The organism is Kitasatospora sp. NPDC057940, assembly GCF_042887425.1.
GTDB lineage: Bacteria > Actinomycetota > Actinomycetes > Streptomycetales > Streptomycetaceae > Kitasatospora.
The window spans coordinates 1,056-18,451 of the sequence record NZ_JBHVPH010000022.1; the positions used below are offsets into that span (position 1 = coordinate 1,056).

Annotated in this window: 11 protein-coding genes; 9 read left to right on the plus strand and 2 right to left on the minus strand. The window is 72.6% G+C overall.

Annotation, left to right across the window (positions count from 1 at the left end; all coding sequences use genetic code 11):
* Window positions 1-87: 87 nt before the first annotated feature.
* A complete protein-coding gene (locus tag ACFVTF_RS27660) occupies window positions 88-651 on the minus strand; it encodes an acetate uptake transporter (RefSeq protein WP_371518925.1) in 564 nt (187 codons plus the stop codon).
* Window positions 652-955: 304 nt separating this feature from the next.
* Complete coding sequence (locus ACFVTF_RS27665; RefSeq protein WP_387817148.1) at window positions 956-3,511, minus strand: SpoIIE family protein phosphatase; 2,556 nt, start codon at window positions 3,509-3,511, stop codon at window positions 956-958.
* Between the two features lie 570 nt (window positions 3,512-4,081).
* Here ACFVTF_RS27665 and ACFVTF_RS27670 point away from each other — a divergent pair.
* The 9 genes from ACFVTF_RS27670 to ACFVTF_RS27710 all read left to right on the plus strand — a co-directional run bounded on the left by ACFVTF_RS27670 (window position 4,082) and on the right by ACFVTF_RS27710 (window position 17,329).
* Window positions 4,082-8,590 (plus strand): HAMP domain-containing protein, encoded by a 4,509-nt coding sequence (locus ACFVTF_RS27670; RefSeq protein WP_371522831.1) that lies wholly within the window; start codon window positions 4,082-4,084, stop codon window positions 8,588-8,590.
* A 294-nt stretch (window positions 8,591-8,884) separates the two neighbouring features.
* Window positions 8,885-9,523, plus strand: coding sequence for a response regulator (locus tag ACFVTF_RS27675; protein WP_371522833.1), 639 nt, complete (start codon window positions 8,885-8,887; stop codon window positions 9,521-9,523).
* A 146-nt stretch (window positions 9,524-9,669) separates the two neighbouring features.
* A complete protein-coding gene (locus ACFVTF_RS27680; RefSeq protein ID WP_387817149.1) occupies window positions 9,670-12,357 on the plus strand; it encodes a DNA translocase FtsK in 2,688 nt (895 codons plus the stop codon).
* Window positions 12,358-12,620: 263 nt separating this feature from the next.
* On the plus strand, window positions 12,621-13,484 hold the full coding sequence (locus tag ACFVTF_RS27685; RefSeq protein ID WP_387817150.1) for a helix-turn-helix domain-containing protein: 864 nt from the start codon (window positions 12,621-12,623) through the stop codon (window positions 13,482-13,484).
* Between the two features lie 117 nt (window positions 13,485-13,601).
* Window positions 13,602-15,095 (plus strand): 30S ribosomal protein S12 methylthiotransferase RimO, encoded by a 1,494-nt coding sequence (gene rimO, locus ACFVTF_RS27690; RefSeq protein WP_387817151.1) that lies wholly within the window; start codon window positions 13,602-13,604, stop codon window positions 15,093-15,095.
* Window positions 15,092-15,730, plus strand: coding sequence for a CDP-diacylglycerol--glycerol-3-phosphate 3-phosphatidyltransferase (gene pgsA, locus ACFVTF_RS27695; protein WP_350880205.1), 639 nt, complete (start codon window positions 15,092-15,094; stop codon window positions 15,728-15,730). Before rimO ends, pgsA begins: the two co-directional genes overlap by 4 nt.
* Before the next feature lie 32 nt (window positions 15,731-15,762).
* Window positions 15,763-16,239: a CinA family protein gene (locus ACFVTF_RS27700; RefSeq protein ID WP_371522835.1), complete on the plus strand. Its 477-nt coding sequence runs from the start codon at window positions 15,763-15,765 to the stop codon at window positions 16,237-16,239.
* A 381-nt stretch (window positions 16,240-16,620) separates the two neighbouring features.
* Entirely contained in the window at window positions 16,621-16,989 is a 369-nt protein-coding gene (locus ACFVTF_RS27705) for a helix-turn-helix domain-containing protein (protein ID WP_049660741.1), read from the plus strand.
* 55 nt (window positions 16,990-17,044) lie between these two features.
* On the plus strand, window positions 17,045-17,329 hold the full coding sequence (locus ACFVTF_RS27710; RefSeq protein WP_387817152.1) for a hypothetical protein: 285 nt from the start codon (window positions 17,045-17,047) through the stop codon (window positions 17,327-17,329).
* Window positions 17,330-17,396 lie beyond the last annotated feature (67 nt).

Consider the following 17,396-nt stretch of genomic DNA (forward strand, 5'->3'; position numbering starts at 1 on the left):
CGGCGTCTGCGCCGGCCGCGGGGCCTGGCCCCTGCGCCCCCCGGCCCCCCCCACCCCGGCGGGCCGCGGCGGATCAGCCGCTGCGGGTCACTTGACCGGCAGGGCGATCCTGCCCCAGGAGCCGTTGCTGAGGGCGGAGGTGGCCCAGTACCAGGCGGTGAGCCCGGAGACGGCCGCGACCCAGCCGGCGAACTTGGCGAGGCCGCTGTAGCCGCCGAAGGCGGCGATGGCGTTCAGCAGCAGGGACAGCGTGAGCAGGCCGTAGACGGCGCGGCTGAACAGGCCCGCGCCCCAGCTGGCGGCGGTCAGGGTGAGGGCGAGCAGGGCCCAGAGCAGGAGGAACAGGCCGGCGGCGTTCTTGCCCGCCCCGCCGGCCGTCGACCAGGTCGCCCAGAAGGCGCCGAGGCTGGTGAAGGCGGTTCCGGTGAAGCCTTCGCCGCCGCGGAGCTGCCACAGGCCCGCGATGAAGAGGGTGACTCCGCCGACCAGGTGGGCGAGGTGTGCCGCGTCCCCGACCCCGGTGCCGCTGAAGACGCCGGTGGAGAGCAGGCCGTAGGCGAGCAGTGTGAGGCCGAGTGCGAGGTAGCCGAGGTTACCCGCGTCGGCTCCGGTGGAGCGGGCGTTCGTTGCCCCGGTAGCTTCGTTGCTCACCGGAGGCTCCTTTCACTTTGGGCGCGCGCAGGGCGCAGTCAACGCAGTGGTGTGGTCCGATGAGGTGGATGCGCGCGACCGCGCCGAGGGCGCACGGCTGGAGCGTGCGCGGGCTGCGGTCAGAAGTGATGGGCCGGCGGGAGAGCCGCCGGTCGTGTCCCCGCCGGGGGATTCCCCGGTGAGATCGGTGTACCCGGCCGCACTCGCTTGTACCCTTGTGAATATAACAATTTGTGACGATGTCAGTTGTGGAACGCTCAGGACCGACCGGGACACCGGGGGCTGACCGAGGGACGGCGTCGGCTCACGAGGAGCGCTGGGTCGGCACCCGCAGGGTCAGGATGGCCATGTCGTCGGACGGCGGTTCCGGGGCGAAGCGCTCGACGGCGCGCTGCACCCGCATCGCGACCGCCCCGGCGGTCAGGCCGGTACAGCCCGTGAGCACCTCGGCGAGGCCGTCGTCGCCCAGCATCCGGCTGCCCTCGCGGCGTTCGGTGACGCCGTCGGTGACGCACAGCAGGACCTCACCGGGGGAGAGCACCAGGCGCTCGGCCACGAGGTCGAGGTCCTCCATGACGCCGAGCAGCGGCTGCGGGGTGGCGGCCCGGTCGACCTGGCCGTCGGTGCGCAGCCGGAGCGGCAGCGGGTGGCCGGCGCAGACCAGGGACAGTTCGGTGCTGCCGTCCGGGCGGGGCGTCAGCTCGCCGTAGAGCAGGGTGAGGAAGCGGCTGCGCGCGCCCTCGTCCAGGATGGCCGCGTTGAGGCGGCGGAGCACCTGCGGTGCGTCCAGGCCCTCGCGGGCGAGCAGGCGCAGCGAGTGCCGGGCGAGGCCGGTGACCGAGGCGGCCTCGGGGCCGGTGCCGCAGACGTCGCCGATCGCGAAGCCGTAGGTGCCCTCGCGGATGGTGAACAGGTCGTAGAAGTCGCCGCCGACCTCGTTGCCCTCGCCGGCGGCCTGGTAGTAGACGTCCACCTCGACGCCCGGGATCTCGGGCAGGTCCGGCGGCAGCAGGCTGCGTTGCAGGGCCTGGCTGGTGGCGGTGCGTTCGGAGTAGAGGCGGGAGTTGTCGAGTGCGAGGGCGGCCCGGCGGGAGAGGTCCTCGGCGAGTTCGAGGATCTCCTGGCGGAACCGGACGCCGGCCGGGACGCCGAGCGTGAGCAGGCCGATGACCCGGTTGCGGGCGGTCAGCGGAAGGACGACGGTCTCGCCGAGGAGTCCGGCGAGTTCGGGGCTGTCGGTGAGACCGCCTGCGGCGGCGGTCTCGGCGGGCGCCGACCAGAAGCGGACGCCGTGGGTCGGGCCGGCGTCGGGGGCCGGGGTCTTGTCGAGCAGGTCGCGCAGCGGGTCGATCCGGTCCTCGTCCTCGTGCAGGACGAAGGCGAGGCCGGCCGCGGCGCCGTGGTCGCCCTTGGTGTAGACGGCGCACCAGGAGGCGAGGGTGGGGACGGCCATCTGGGCCATCAGGGCGAGGGTCTGCTCGTGTTCGAGGGTGCCGGCGAGCAGGTCGGAGGCCTCGACGAGGAAGGACAGCGAGCCCCGGCGGAGCCGTTCGAGCTCGGTCAGCCGGGTGCTCTCGACGGCGAGGGCGACCCGGTCGGCGGCGAACTGGAGCCGCAGGGCGTCCTCGTTGTCGTAGCGGCCGGGCGCGGCGGTGGCGATGCCGAGCGAGCCGATCAGCCGGCCCTCGACCTTGAGCGGGACGGTGACCAGGGAGCGCATGCCGCTGCCGGTGAGCAGGGGCAGGCCGGTCGGGCGGGTGGTGAGGTCCTCGTGGACGGAGGGCAGCCGGGCGGAGTCGTAGCGGCTTCCGGTGTCGACCGGGAAGCGGGTGCGCCGGCGGTGTCCGGAGGTGAAGCCGGTGGCGGCGCGGACCTCGAACTCGGTCTCGTCGTCGGTGGTCAGCAGCAGGTACGCGGCGTCGGCGTCGAGCAGGTCGCGGGCGCGTTCGACGGTGCGCTGGAGCAGGGTGTCGAGGTCGTCGGTGGCGACCGGGCCGGCCAGCAGGTCGAGCCGGGGGCCGGTCGGGTCGGAGCGCTCGCCGGGCAGGGTGCGGGCGGGGGAGCGGAGCACCGCGCGGTCGGGTTCGAGGACGAGCAGGCAGAGGGTGGAGGGGACGCCCTCGGTGTCGCGTACGCGGACCTGGACGCCGTACACCTCGACCTCGTGGCCGTCCGCGCGGCGGACGCCGTAGCCGCCCTCCCAGCGGGCCAGCCGCAGGGTGTCGGCGAGGCCGAGGCCGCGGCCGGCGGACTGCGGCCAGACGGCGAGGTCGGCCCAGGGGCGGCCGAGGACGGTGGCGGCGGGGTACTGGAAGAGCGCCTCGGCGTCCGGGTTCCAGGCGAGGACGCGGCCGTCCTCGTCGAGCTGGACGACGGCGACGTGCACCGGGCCGGGGCCGCTGGGCAGGTCGCTGCCGGGGGTCGCGGGGACGGCGTAGCGGGTGCCGGCCACGGGGGCGGGCAGGGCGAGCCGGAACCAGACGGTCTTGCGCCCGGCCGCGTACTCGACGCCCCAGCGCTCGGCGAGGGCGGAGCACATCAGCAGGCCGCGGCCGCCCTCGCCGTCGGGGTCGGCGTAGCGGTCGGAGACGGGGCCGTCGCCGAGGGAGGGCAGGCCGCGTTCGGGGTGGTGGTCGGTGACTTCGATCCGGACGGTGCCCTCCTCGCGCAGGCAGCACACCTCGGCGGCGGTGCCGGCGTGGACGACGGCGTTGGTGACCAGTTCGCTGACCAGGACGACGGCGTCGTCGACGACCTCGGGCAGACCCCAGCCGAGCAGCGCGTCCCGTACGAAGCCCCGGGCGGCGGCTGCGGACCGGCCGTCGGGGTCGAAGGTGGCGGCTGCGCGCGCGGTGACCACGTTGCCACTTCTCCTCTGCTGCTCTGGCCTTGACTGTCCGGGGCGTGGCGCCGACTCCCGGTGCGTGCCGCCGGGCTGGCGGCGCTGGGTCGGGTCATGGCCCGGTGCAGCGCTCCACCCTACTTTCCGCTTGGTTCCCCGTGGGGGCGGGGCGTTGAAACAGGCACCTGAGAGTGATTCTGCCCACCTGTTTCGGACGGTCGGCTACCAACCGGGCGCAACCGGCCGTATACCCGGCGCCGGTGCTGCCAGACTGGGGGGTCCGCGGCGGCCGGTCGGAGCAGTACGGTCGATGCGGGTGCCGGTGTGCCGCGTGGGGCGCCGGTACGCAGCCCGACCGGGCCGGTGCCCCGGTGCGTGCCGTACCGGCACGGACGGTCACCGGAAAGTTCACGATGTGGGAGGGGCCCGTTGAGTTCGGCCACCAAGGACGCAACCGGTACGACGCCGCCCGTTCCGCGCGGTGGGCGGTCCGGGACCGCGCCGCGGAACGCGGCCGGCCGGCGAGTGAGCCACAACCGGGGGGCGGAGCCGGCCGAACTGCGGAAGCTGTTGGCCGCGCTGACCGCGATGCGGGACGGCAACTTCCGCCGCCGGCTGACGGTTCCGGGGGACGGGCCGCTGGCGGAGATCGCCGCGGTGTTCAACGAGGTCGCCGAGCGCAACCAGCACCTGACCGGCGAACTGGCCCGGGTGCGGCGGGCGGTGGGCCGCGAGGGCCGGCTGAACGAGCGGCTGGAGACCGGCGCGGGCGAGGGCGCCTGGATGGCGGCCGTCGACAACTGCAACGCGCTGATCGACGATCTGGCCCGTCCGATGGCCGAGGTGGGCCGGGTGCTCTCCTCGATCGCCGAGGGCGACCTGGACCAGAAGATGGAGCTGCGCTCGCTGCACAGCAACGGGGTGAGCCACCCGCTGCGCGGCGAATACCTCAAGATCGGCCGGACCGTCAACGGGCTGGTGGACCAGCTCTCGGAGTTCACCGACGAGGTGACCCGGGTGGCCCGCGAGGTGGGCACCGAGGGCAAGCTGGGCGGCCAGGCCAAGGTTCGCAGCGTGTCGGGCAGTTGGAAGGACCTGGCGGACTCGGTCAACACCATGGCCGGCCGGCTGACCGCGCAGGTGCGCAACATCGCCCAGGTGACCACCGCGGTGGCCAAGGGCGACCTGTCCCGCAAGGTCACCGTCGAGGTGGCCGGCGAGATGCTGGAGCTGAAGAACACCGTCAACACGATGGTGGACCAGCTGAACGGGTTCGCCGCCCAGGTCACCGGGGTGGCCAGGGACGTGGGGACCGAGGGCCGGCTCGGCGGCCAGGCGCAGGTGCCGGGCGTGGCCGGGGTCTGGCGGGACCTGACCGACTCGGTGAACTTCATGGCCGACAACCTGACCGGCCAGGTGCGCAACATCGCCCAGGTGACCACGGCGGTGGCGCGCGGGGACCTCTCGCAGAAGATCGAGGTGGACGCGCGCGGCGAGATGCTGGAGCTGAAGAACACCATCAACACGATGGTCGACCAGCTCTCCGGCTTCGCCGAACAGGTGACCAGGGTGGCCCGCCAGGTGGGCACCGAGGGGCGGCTCGGCGGCCAGGCACAGGTGCCCGGGGCGGCCGGGGTGTGGCGCGACCTGACCGACAACGTCAACTTCATGGCGAACAACCTCACCGATCAGGTGCGCAACATCGCCCAGGTGACGACCGCGGTCGCCAAGGGCGACCTGTCGCAGAAGATCCAGGTGGACGCGCGCGGGGAGATCCTGGAGCTGAAGAACACCATCAACACGATGGTGGACCAGCTGGGCGCCTTCGCCGACGAGGTCACCAGGGTGGCCCGTGACGTCGGCACCGAGGGCATCCTCGGCGGCCAGGCGAGCGTGCCCGGGGTGTCCGGGACGTGGAAGGACCTGACCAACAGCGTCAACCTGATGGCCAACAACCTGACCAGCCAGGTCCGCAACATCGCCGAGGTGACCACGGCGGTGGCGCGCGGCGACGTGTCGAAGAAGATCACCGTCGACGCCCGGGGCGAGATCCTGGAGCTGGTGACGACCGTCAACACCATGGTCGACCAGCTGTCGGCGTTCGCCGACGAGGTGACCCGGGTCGCCCGCGAGGTGGGCACCGAGGGGATCCTGGGCGGCCAGGCCCGGGTGCGCGGGGTGTCGGGGATCTGGAAGGACCTGACCGACAACGTCAACTTCATGGCGTCCAACCTGACCGGGCAGGTCCGCAACATCGCCGAGGTCGCCACCGCGGTGGCCCGCGGCGACCTGTCCAAGAAGATCACCATCGAGGCGCAGGGCGAGGTCGCCGCCCTCGCCGGGACCTTGAACACCATGGTCGACCAGCTCTCCTCCTTCGCGGTGGAGGTGACCAGGGTGGCCCGCGAGGTCGGCACCGACGGCACCCTGGGCGGTCAGGCGAGCGTGCCGGGCGTGGCCGGCATCTGGAAGGACCTGACCGACAACGTCAACCTGATGGCCAACAACCTCACCGGCCAGGTCCGCAACATCGCGCTGGTGATCACGGCGGTGGCCCGCGGTGACCTCTCGCAGAAGATCGACGTCGACGCGCGCGGCGAGATCCTCCAGCTCAAGACCAGCATCAACACCATGGTCGACCAGCTGTCGGCGTTCGCCGACGAGGTGACCCGGGTCGCCCGCGAGGTGGGCACCGACGGGCGGCTCGGCGGCCAGGCCCGGGTACCCGGCGTGGACGGCACCTGGCAGGACCTCACCGAGTCGGTGAACGAACTGGCCAACAACCTGACCCGGCAGGTGCGCGCGATCGCCCAGGTCGCCACCGCCGTGACCAGGGGCGACCTGAGCCTGCGGATCGACGTGGACGCCGCGGGGGAGCTCGACGAGCTCAAGGACAACATCAACCAGATGATCGCCAACCTGCGCGAGACCACCCGCACCAACCAGGAGCAGGACTGGCTCAAGACCAACCTGGCCCGGATCTCCGGCCTGCTCCAGGGCCGCCGGGACCTGGAGGCCGTCGCCTCGCTGATCATGACCGAGCTGACCCCGGTGGTCTCCGCCCAGCACGGCGCCTTCTTCCTCGCCCAGCCGGCCGGCCGCACCGCCGAGCTGATCACCGAGGACGACGACGAGAACGACACCGTCCTGCGGCTGATCGGCAGTTACGGCTACCAGCGGCGCGCGATGCCGACCACCTTCCGGCCCGGCGAGTCGCTGATCGGGCAGGCCGCGGTGGAGAAGCGGGCGATCATCCTCAAGGAGGCGCCGCCCGGGTACCTCAAGATCGCCTCGGGCCTCGGCGAGGCCTCGCCGGCCCACATCGTGGTGCTGCCGGTGCTGTTCGAGGGCCGGCTGCTGGGCGTGATCGAGCTGGCCACCTTCAGCTCCTTCACCACCGTCGCGCTGGACTTCCTCAACCAGATCGCCGACCTGATCGGCGTCACCGTCAACACCATCAGCGTCAACACCAAGACCGAGGGCCTGCTGCTGGAGTCCCAGCGGCTCACCGCCGAACTCTCGATGCGATCGGCCGAGTTGGAGGCGCGCCAGGAGGAACTGGAGCGCACCAACGAGGAGTTGCAGGAGAAGGCCGAGCAACTCGCCCAGCAGAACCGCGACATCGAGATCAAGAACAGCGAGATCGAGGAGGCCCGGCAGGTCCTGGAGGAGCGCGCCGAGCAGCTCGCCCTGGCCTCCCGGTACAAGAGCGAGTTCCTCGCCAACATGTCGCACGAGCTGCGCACCCCGCTCAACTCGCTGCTGATCCTGGCCAAGCTGCTCTCCGACAACAACGAGGGCAACCTCTCGCCCAAGCAGGTCGAGTTCGCCGACACCATCCACGGCGCCGGCTCCGACCTGCTCCAGCTGATCAACGACATCCTCGACCTCTCCAAGGTCGAGGCCGGCAAGATGGACGTCCGCCCGGCCCGGATCGCCCTGGTCCAGCTGGTCGACTACGTCGAGGCCACCTTCCAGCCGGTCGCGCTGGACAAGAACCTGGACTTCGCCGTCCGGGTCTCGCCCGCCCTGCCGGTCACCCTGCACACCGACGAGCAGCGGCTCCAGCAGGTGCTGCGCAACCTGATCTCCAACGCCGTCAAGTTCACCGACGCCGGCGCGGTCGACTTCTCGATCTCCCCGGCCGGTGCGGAGGTCCCGCAGCACGTGCGCGAGCGGCTGCTGGAGTCCGGCTCGATCAAGGACCCGGACGACGAGCTGATCGCCTTCGCGGTCTCTGACACCGGCATCGGCATCCCCGGCAACAAGCTGCGGGAGATCTTCGAGGCGTTCAAGCAGGCCGACGGCACCACCAGCCGCAAGTACGGCGGCACCGGGCTCGGCCTGTCGATCAGCCGCGAGATCGCGCGGCTGCTGGGCGGCGAGATCCACGCCGAGAGCGAGCTGGGCAAGGGCTCCACGTTCACGCTCTACCTGCCGCTGCGCACCGAGGCCCCGGACCCGGCCCAGGTCGAGCGCCCGGCCGTGTCGAGCGTCCCGGCGCTGCGCGCCTCCGTCGGCGTGACCCCGATCGGGGTGCCCGTGCCGGTCGGCGAGAACCCGGCCGACCACTGGGCCCAGGAGGTCCGCGAGCTGGCCGAGGAGCGCCGCCGCGGCGCGGTGGAGCGCCGGCGCAGCGCCGCTCTGGACGCCGCCGCCGGGGCCCGCCCGGTGGAGCCCGCGCCGCCCCGCCCCAGCCGCAGCGACGTGCGCTTCGACGGCCAGCAGGTGCTGATCGTGGACGACGACGTCCGCAACGTGTTCGCCCTCACCAGCGTGCTGGAACAGCACGGCCTGACCGTCCTGTACGCCGAGAACGGGCGCGAGGGCATCGAGATGCTGGAGCAGCACGAGAACGTGGCGCTGGTCCTGATGGACATCATGATGCCGGAGATGGACGGCTACGCGACCACCGAGGCGATCCGCCGGATGCCCCAGTTCGCCGGCCTGCCGATCATCGCGCTGACCGCCAAGGCGATGAAGGGCGACCGCGAGAAGTCGCTGGAGGCGGGCGCCACCGACCACATCACCAAGCCGGTCGAGACCGACCACCTGCTGGCGGTGATGCGCGAGTGGTTGCGGGCGGACCGCGCGTAGCGCCAGGGGAGGGCGCGAACTCCGGGGCGGGCTCCGGAGTTCGCGCCGTCCGGTGGGCCGGTTTGCTGGCGGTCGGGCCCGGGAACCCGGTAGGGTCACCGATCGTTGCGAACAGTGACCGGACGGCGACACACTGCTGAGCGTGCGCCGGAGCACTGGGCGCGCGCCGCTCCGGATCGGGTCACGACGGAGCGATGTGCCGGGCGAGGGGGTGCGGCTAGCATGACCGGGGTAGCGGTGGGCAGTACGCGAGTGCCATCACCGGGCGGCAGGCAGGCGACAGGAGGGCGAGCCCTGATGCAGAAGGCGAAGATCCTCCTGGTCGACGACCGACCGGAGAACCTGCTGGCGCTGGAGGCGATCCTCTCCGCGCTGGACCAGACGCTGGTGCGCGCCGTCTCCGGCGAGGAGGCGCTCAAGGCGCTGCTCACCGACGACTTCGCGGTGATCCTGCTGGACGTCCAGATGCCCGGGATGGACGGCTTCGAGACGGCCGCCCACATCAAGCGCCGCGAGCGCACCCGGGACATCCCGATCATCTTCCTGACCGCGATCAACCACGGCCCGCACCACACCTTCCGCGGCTACGCGGCCGGGGCCGTGGACTACATCTCCAAGCCCTTCGACCCGTGGGTGCTGCGCGCCAAGGTCTCGGTCTTCGTCGACCTGTACGTGAAGAACTGCCAGCTGAAGGAGCAGGCCGCGCTGCTGCGGCTGCAACTGGAGGCGGGCGGCGGCGAGCCGCCCCTCGGCGGGGCGCTGCTGGGCGAGCTGTCCGCGCGGCTGGCGGCGGTCGAGGAGCAGGCGGAGGCGCTGGGCAAGCAGCTGGACGGCGTCGAGGACGCCGGGGTGTCGGCCACCGCGGCGCACCTGGAGCGCAAGCTGGCGGGGCTGCGCCGGGCCCTGGACGCGCTCCGGCCGGGAACCGCGTAACCGATCGTCGGGGTTCACTCCTGCGGGTGAATTTCCGACGCGGCCGGGTGAAACCGGGTCAGCGTGACGGTGTGTCTGCGACACGTCCCCGAGCCCCGGCTCGAGCACATGTGCACTGGTGGCCCACCCCGGTAGGCTGCTGACCCATGGCCACTCGTACGCCCGGAAGCGCGGCACGCAACCCGAGTCCGGGACCGTCCAAGAAGGCCGCGGCGAAGGCCCCGGGCAAGCCGCCCGCGAAGAAGGCGGCGGCCAAGAAGGCGGCCCCGGCGAAGAAGGCGGCGGCCAAACCGGCCCCGCCGTCCCCGCCGCCGCCCAAGCCGATACTCTTCCGCGCCGTCCGGGCCGTCTGGCTCGGCGTGGCGAACAGCATCGCCGCGATCTTCCGGGGCTTCGGCGACGGCGCCAAGAACCTCCACCCCGCCCACCGCAAGGACGGGCTGGGCCTGCTGCTGTTCGCACTCGCGCTGGTGACCGCCGCCGGCACCTGGTTCAGCCCGCAGGGCTGGCTGGGCGAGGCGGCCACCGCCGTGGTGTCCGGGCTGTTCGGGCGGCTCGACGTGCTGGTGCCGTTCCTGCTGGCCGGGATCGCGGTCCGGCTGTGGCGCCACCCGGAGCTGCCGGAGGCCAACGGCCGGATCATGATCGGCCTGAGCGCGCTGCTGGTCGGCGTCCTCGGCCTGGTGCACATCGGCTGCGGCGCGCCCATGATGGGCAGCGGCGCCTCGCGGATACGGGCGGCCGGCGGGATCATCGGCTGGGCCGTGTCCACCCCGATGATGGCCGCCGCCGGGCCGGCGCTGGCCGTGCCGCTGCTCCTGCTGCTGTCCTTCTTCGGCCTGCTGGTGGTCACCGCCACCCCGGTCAACCGCATCCCCGAGCGGCTGCGGTCGGCCGGCGTGCGGCTCGGCGTGGTGGAGCCCGGGCCGGAGGACGAGCTGCGCGAGGGGCGTACGCCGGAGCGCGACCTGTCCACCGAGCCGCCCGAGGACGCGGACCCCTCCGCGCTGCCGTTCACCGTGGGCAGCGAGGACCCGGGCGACGAGGTGGCCGCCCGCCGTCGGCGCCGCCGCCGCAAGCCGGTGGACGACGAGGACCAGCCCGACGCCGTCCGGGTGTCCCTGGACAAGGAGCCGCTGGACCCGTACGCCACCCGCGACCTCGCCGCCGGCGCCGCCGCCGACCTGGACGGTGCACTCGTCTACGGGGTGCCCGCCTCCTCGGCGGTGGCGAACATGATGCACCAGGTGCAGGACCGCACCGCCCCGCCGGAGGAGGCCGCCGTCCCGGCCGCCCGCAGCGCGGGCCCGGGCGCGCCCGAGGAGCACGGCCCGGCACCGGTGCGGATGGAGCAGCTCCAGCTGGCCGGCGACGTCACCTACGCGCTGCCCCCGCTCGACCTGCTGGAGCGCGGCGGCCCGGCCAAGGCCCGCAGCGCCCTCAACGACGAGGTGGTGGCCCAGCTCAGCAGCACCTTCACCGAGTTCAAGGTGGACGCCAGGGTCACCGGTTTCACCCGGGGCCCGACGGTGACCCGCTACGAGGTCGAGCTCGGCCCGGCCGTCAAGGTGGAGCGGATCACCGCGCTCGCCAAGAACATCGCGTACGCGGTGGCCAGCGCCGACGTGCGGATCATCAGCCCGATCCCGGGCAAGTCCGCGGTCGGCATCGAGATCCCCAACCGGGACCGCGAGATGGTCAACCTCGGCGACCTGCTGCGCTCGCGCACGGCCGCCGAGGACACCCACCCGATGGTCGTCGGCATGGGCAAGGACGTCGAGGGCCAGACCGTGATGGCCAACCTCGCCAAGATGCCGCACATCCTGGTGGCCGGCGCGACCGGCGCGGGCAAGTCGTCCTGCATCAACTGCCTGATCACCTCGATCCTGGCCCGGGCCACCCCGGACGAGGTACGGATGGTGCTGGTCGACCCCAAGCGGGTCGAACTGACCGCGTACGAGGGCATCCCGCACCTGATCACGCCGATCATCACCAACCCGAAGAAGGCCGCCGAGGCCCTCCAGTGGGTGGTCCGCGAGATGGACCTGCGCTACGACGACCTCGCGGCGTTCGGCTTCCGGCACGTGGACGACTTCAACGCGGCGGTGAAGGCCGGCACGGTCACCCCGCCGCCGGGCAGCGAGCGCGAGCTGACCCCGTACCCGTACCTGCTGGTGATCGTCGACGAGCTGGCCGACCTGATGATGGTGGCGCCGCGCGACGTCGAGGACTCGGTGGTCCGGATCACCCAGCTGGCCCGCGCGGCCGGCATCCACCTGGTGCTGGCCACCCAGCGGCCCTCGGTGGACGTGGTCACCGGCCTGATCAAGGCCAACGTGCCGTCCCGGCTGGCCTTCGCGACCTCCGCGATGGCCGACTCCCGGGTCATCCTGGACCAGCCCGGTGCGGAGAAGCTGATCGGCAAGGGCGACGCGCTGTTCCTGCCGATGGGCGCCGGCAAGCCGATCCGCCTCCAGGGCGCGTTCGTCACCGAGGCGGAGATCGCCGCGGTGGTGCAGCACTGCAAGGATCAGCTGACCGCCGTCTACCGGGACGACGTGACGGTCGGCGGCGGGGCCAAGAAGGAGATCGACGAGGAGATCGGCGACGACCTGGACCTGCTGATCCAGGCGGCCGAGCTGGTGGTCTCCACCCAGTTCGGCTCGACCTCGATGCTCCAGCGCAAGCTCCGGGTCGGCTTCGCCAAGGCGGGGCGGCTGATGGACCTGATGGAGTCGCGCGGGATCGTCGGGCCGAGCGAGGGTTCCAAGGCCCGCGACGTCCTGGTGAAGCCGGACGAGCTGGACGGGGTGCTGGTCGGTCTGCGCGGTTGACGACCCGCGCCCGCGGCGGGTGTTCACTCGTTCGGAGGAGGGTAGGCGCGTGCAGGGGAACCGAACGTCCGTACGTCGCGTCACAGGCCGAAAAGCGAACCCCTCGGGTTCCCCGTGCGGGCCCGCTGACGGCCGTTCAGCGGGGTGCCGGGCCCCCGTCGGGGCGGGCGCGCGCATTCGGGCCTGTTCCGCTTGAGAAACGATCCGCCCGCGCCCCTAGACTGTTCCCCAGCAGGTGGCCATCCGCTCGAAAGGCGTGCCCCGTGACCATCGGCAAGTCCCCCGACCGCGAGAACGCCCCGTCGTCCGTCGAGTCGACCGACGACGCGGTGCAGGCGGCCGATGCCCCGAGCATCGGCCGGGTGCTGTCCACCGCCCGGATCGAGGCCGGGCTCACGGTGGACCAGGTGAGTACGGCGACCCGGGTCCGGGTGCCGATCGTCCACGCCATCGAGGAGGACGACTTCGGCCGCTGCGGCGGCGACTTCTACGCCCGCGGGCACATCCGCGCCATCGCCCACGAGGTCGGCGTCGACGGCGAGGCCCTGATCGCCCGGTACGACGCCGCGCACGGCGGCTCGCCCGCCTCCAAACGACCGACCCAGCTGATCGACAGCGGTCCGATCAAGGTGCCCGCCCGCGGCCGGCCGAACTGGGCGGCGGCCATGGTCGCCGCGATCGTCGTGGTGGTCGTCCTGATCGGCTTCAACCTGGTCAGCGGCAAGAACGGCCACACCGGCACCGGCTCCGCCAGCGCGCCGCTGCCCAGCGGCTCCGGCACCGGCTCGGTCGCCTCCGTGCCCTCGCCCACCGTGCAGCCGCCGGCGCCCGTGCCGAGCGCGGCCGCGATCGCCGCCGTCCCGGCCGACAAGGTCACCGTGAAGCTGGTCGCCGAGGGCAGCACCAGCTGGGTGTCCGCGGTGGACGGCAGCGGGAAGTCGCTGTTCCAGAACAACATCAGCGACGGCCAGGACCAGACCTTCACCGACGCCAAGCAGATCAAGCTGGTGCTCGGGAACGGCGGGGCCGTGCACGCGTACGTCAACGGCAAGGACCTCGGCCTCCTCGGCAAGGACGGCCAGGTGGTGCACGTCACGTACACCCCCGGCGATCCGCAGGCGGGCTGACCACAGGCCTGCGGAGGCCCTGGAGAGCGGCTCCGCGGCCTGGCGAAGATCTGGTAATCCGAGGCGCGCGGCCTCCGGGGCGAACGGCACCGGAGGCCGCGCGTTAATCTTGGCCCTATGCCTGAACGCCGTACTGTCGCCCTTGTCACGCTCGGATGTGCCCGCAACGAGGTGGACTCCGAGGAACTCGCCGGGCGACTGGAAGCCGACGGCTGGTTGCTCGTCGACGACGCCGCCGAAGCGGACGTCGCCGTCGTCAACACCTGCGGCTTCGTCGAGGCCGCCAAGAAGGACTCCGTGGACGCCCTGCTGGAGGCCAACGACCTCAAGGGGCACGGCCGCACCCAGGCCGTCGTCGCGGTCGGCTGCATGGCCGAGCGCTACGGCAAGGAACTCGCCGACGCCCTGCCCGAGGCCGACGGCGTGCTCGGCTTCGACGACTACTCCGACATCTCCGACCGCCTCCAGACCATCCTCTCCGGCGGCCACCACGCCCCGCACCTCCCGCGCGACCGCCGCAAGCTGCTGCCGATCAGCCCGGCCGAGCGGCAGTCCGCCGCCGAGGCCGTCGCGCTGCCCGGCCACGGCGCCGCCGAGACCCCGGCCGAGCCGATCGCCGACCTGCCCGAGGGCCTCGCCCCGGCCTCCGGCCCGCGCACCCTGCGCAAGCGGCTCGACGACAACCCGGTCGCCTCGGTCAAGCTCGCCTCCGGGTGCGACCGCCGGTGCTCCTTCTGCGCCATCCCGGCGTTCCGCGGCTCCTTCATCTCCCGCCGCCCCTCCGACGTGCTGCACGAGGCCCAGTGGCTGGCCGAGCAGGGCGTGCGCGAGGTCGTCCTGGTGAGCGAGAACAACACCTCGTACGGCAAGGACCTCGGCGACATCCGGCTGCTGGAGACGCTGCTCGGCGAGATCTCCGCGATCGAGGGCGTCGAGCGGGTCCGGGTCTCCTACCTGCAGCCCGCCGAGATGCGCCCCGGGCTGATCGACGCGATGACCGGGACCACGGACGTGGTGCCCTACTTCGACCTGTCCTTCCAGCACTCGGCGCCCGCCGTGCTGCGCCGGATGCGCCGCTTCGGATCCACCGACCAGTTCCTGGACCTGCTGAAGACCATCCGCGACCGGGCCCCGGAGGCCGGCGCCCGGTCCAACTTCATCGTCGGCTTCCCCGGCGAGACCGAGGCGGACTTCGCCGAGCTGGAGCGCTTCGTCACGCACGCCGGGCTGGACGCGATCGGCGTCTTCGGCTACTCCAACGAGGACGGCACCGAGGCCGCGACCTACGACGGCAAGCTGTCCGAGGACGTGATCGCCGACCGGCTGAACCGGCTCAGCCGGCTGGCCGAGGAGATGACCGCCCAGCGGGCCGAGCAGCGCGTCGGCACCGAGGTCGAGGTCCTGATCGAGTCCATCGAGGACGGCGTGGTCGAGGGCCGGGCCGCCCACCAGGCCCCCGAGACCGACGGCCTGACCACCCTCACCGGCGTCGAGGACCCGCAGATCGGCCAGTTCCACCGGGCCAAGGTGGTCGCCAGCGAAGGCGTCGACCTGATCGCCGAGGCGCTGGAGCCGGTCCGGGTCCGTCAGGCCCCGGGAGCCGGGGAATGACCAAGGGGCCCGGCGCCCCGGCCGCGGCCCATCCGGGCAGACCGTCGGCCGCGGTGCCGCCGGTGCCGGCTGTCTGGAACATCGCCAACATGCTCACGATGCTCCGGCTGCTGCTGGTGCCGGTCTTCGTGTCGCTGCTGTTCGCCGACGGCGGGCACGACCCCAAGTGGCGCTCGGTCGCCTGGGCGTCGTTCGCCATCGCGATGATCACCGACCTGTTCGACGGCGAGCTGGCCCGGCGCAAGGGCCTGGTCACCGACTTCGGGAAGATCGCCGACCCGATCGCCGACAAGGCGATCATGGGCTCGGCGCTGATCGGCCTCTCGCTGCTCGGCGACCTGCCCTGGTGGGTCACCGCGGTGATCCTGGCCCGCGAACTCGGCATCACCCTGATGCGTTTCTGGGTGATCCGCTACGGCGTCATCCCGGCCAGCCGGGGCGGCAAGATCAAGACGCTGACCCAGGGCATCGCGGTCGGCATGTACGTGCTGGAGCTGACCGGCTGGCTGGCCACCGCCCGGGCCGTGCTGATGGCCCTGGCGGTCCTGCTGACCGTCGGCACCGCGCTGGACTACGTCGGGCAGGCGCTGCGCATGCGCCGCGAGGGACTGGCCGCGGAGCGCGCGGGCCGGTGAGCGACGGGGGAGACCGGGTGACGGACCACGAGCTGGCGGTACGGGCGCACGAGGCGCTGCGCGCCAGGGGCGGCACGCTGGCCGTCGCCGAGTCGCTGACCGGAGGGCTGCTCGCGGCCGCCCTGGTCGACGTCCCCGGGGCGTCCGCGACCTTCCGGGGCTCGGTCACGGCGTACGCCACCGAGCTGAAGGCCTCGGTGCTCGGCGTGGACGAGGGGCTCCTGGCGGTGCACGGGCCGGTCCACCCGGTGGTGGCGGGGCAGATGGCCGAGGGCGTGCGCCGGCTGCTGGGGGCCACGTACGGGATCGCGACGACCGGGGTGGCCGGGCCGGACCCGCAGGACGGGCAGCCGGTGGGCACCGTACACCTGGCGGTCGCCGGTCCGGAGGGAACTCTGGTCAGTTCGCCCCGGCTGTCGGGCGGGCGTGCCAGAATCCGTCACGGGGCGGTGACCGCCGCTCTGGAGCTGTTCGTCGGGCGGCTCCGGGCCGCTACGCCCACGACCTGAACCCCGCGGGGCCCGTACCCGGGCGTCCCGCAGCCCGTGTGGAGGCGCCGCGGAGGCGTGGTGGAGCCCCGATCGCGGCGGTCTCCACCGAACCGAGATCTGCCGATCCGGTCCGCGGGCATGGCACAGCTGGAGGATCGTGTTACATCCAACGGCCTGGTTGGGCAGAAACCAGGTGGCGAACGAGTTGCGTGACGGTGGCCGGGCGGCCCACGGCGGGTACCACGAGGGGCCCGCGGACCCGGGAACGACACCGGAACGAGGAGGGGGACAGCCTTGCAGCCCAGAGTGAACACGACCAGGGTCCCCGCACGCGATGCGGGCAAGGCGGTACGGTGGGGTCGTGACATCTCGATCCGCAGTCCGAGGAGGGAGGCACCGATGATCCTGCTTCGTCGCCTACTGGGCGATGTACTGCGTCGGCAGCGCCAGCGCCAGGGCCGCACACTTCGCGAGGTGTCGGCGGCAGCCAGGGTTTCGCTCGGTTACCTCTCCGAGGTCGAGCGGGGACAGAAGGAGGCCTCCTCGGAGCTGCTCTCCGCCATCTGCGACGCGCTCGACGTCCGGATGTCCGAGGTCATGCGCGAGGTCAGCGACGAACTGTCGCTCGCCGAACTTGCGGCGATGGCCACCCTCTCCGAAGGTGATCTGCTGAGGCCGGTACTCGAACCGGTTCCGCTGCCCGCCCCCGGCACCGACCGGGCGAACATGTCGCCCAAGGCCGCCGCGATGGACGTGGTCGCCGCCTGAACCCGGCCTCGACTCCCGGGCTCCTGGTGCCCGGGGCGAGCGAAGGAGGGCGGTCGTGCGGAGAGCCGCGACGGCGTGCACGGAGGCTCGAATACGGCTGCGGCGACTGATCCCGTGGCCGGCCCGCCGGGTCCTGGTGATCGTGACGGCAGGGCTGGTCTGGTGGCTGCCGGCGATCCGGGGACAGTTGGCCGACGGCGCCGTGCTGGGGCTGCTCGCGGCCGGCGGCTGGGGACTCGGCCTGATCCCGGTCCACGCCGACCGGGACGCCACCGGGCCGCAGCGGCGCCCGTCGGTGGCCGTGGCCCGGGTGGAGGCGCAACCGCCGACGGTCGGCTGAGCCACTCGAACGGGTGATACGAGCGAACGAAGGCCGCGGGGCACCGGATGCCCCGCGGCCTTCGGCG

What these genes read in the sequence shown, in the direction of transcription:
- ACFVTF_RS27670 (WP_371522831.1), top strand. Translation starts at nt 4,082, where the DNA reads ATGCGGGACGGCAACTTCCGCCGCCGGCTGACGGTTCCGGGGGACGGG.
- ACFVTF_RS27680 (WP_387817149.1), top strand. Translation starts at nt 9,670, where the DNA reads ATGGCCACTCGTACGCCCGGAAGCGCGGCACGCAACCCGAGTCCGGGA.
- rimO (WP_387817151.1), top strand. Translation starts at nt 13,602, where the DNA reads ATGCCTGAACGCCGTACTGTCGCCCTTGTCACGCTCGGATGTGCCCGC.
- pgsA (WP_350880205.1), top strand. Translation starts at nt 15,092, where the DNA reads ATGACCAAGGGGCCCGGCGCCCCGGCCGCGGCCCATCCGGGCAGACCG.
- ACFVTF_RS27705 (WP_049660741.1), top strand. Translation starts at nt 16,621, where the DNA reads ATGATCCTGCTTCGTCGCCTACTGGGCGATGTACTGCGTCGGCAGCGC.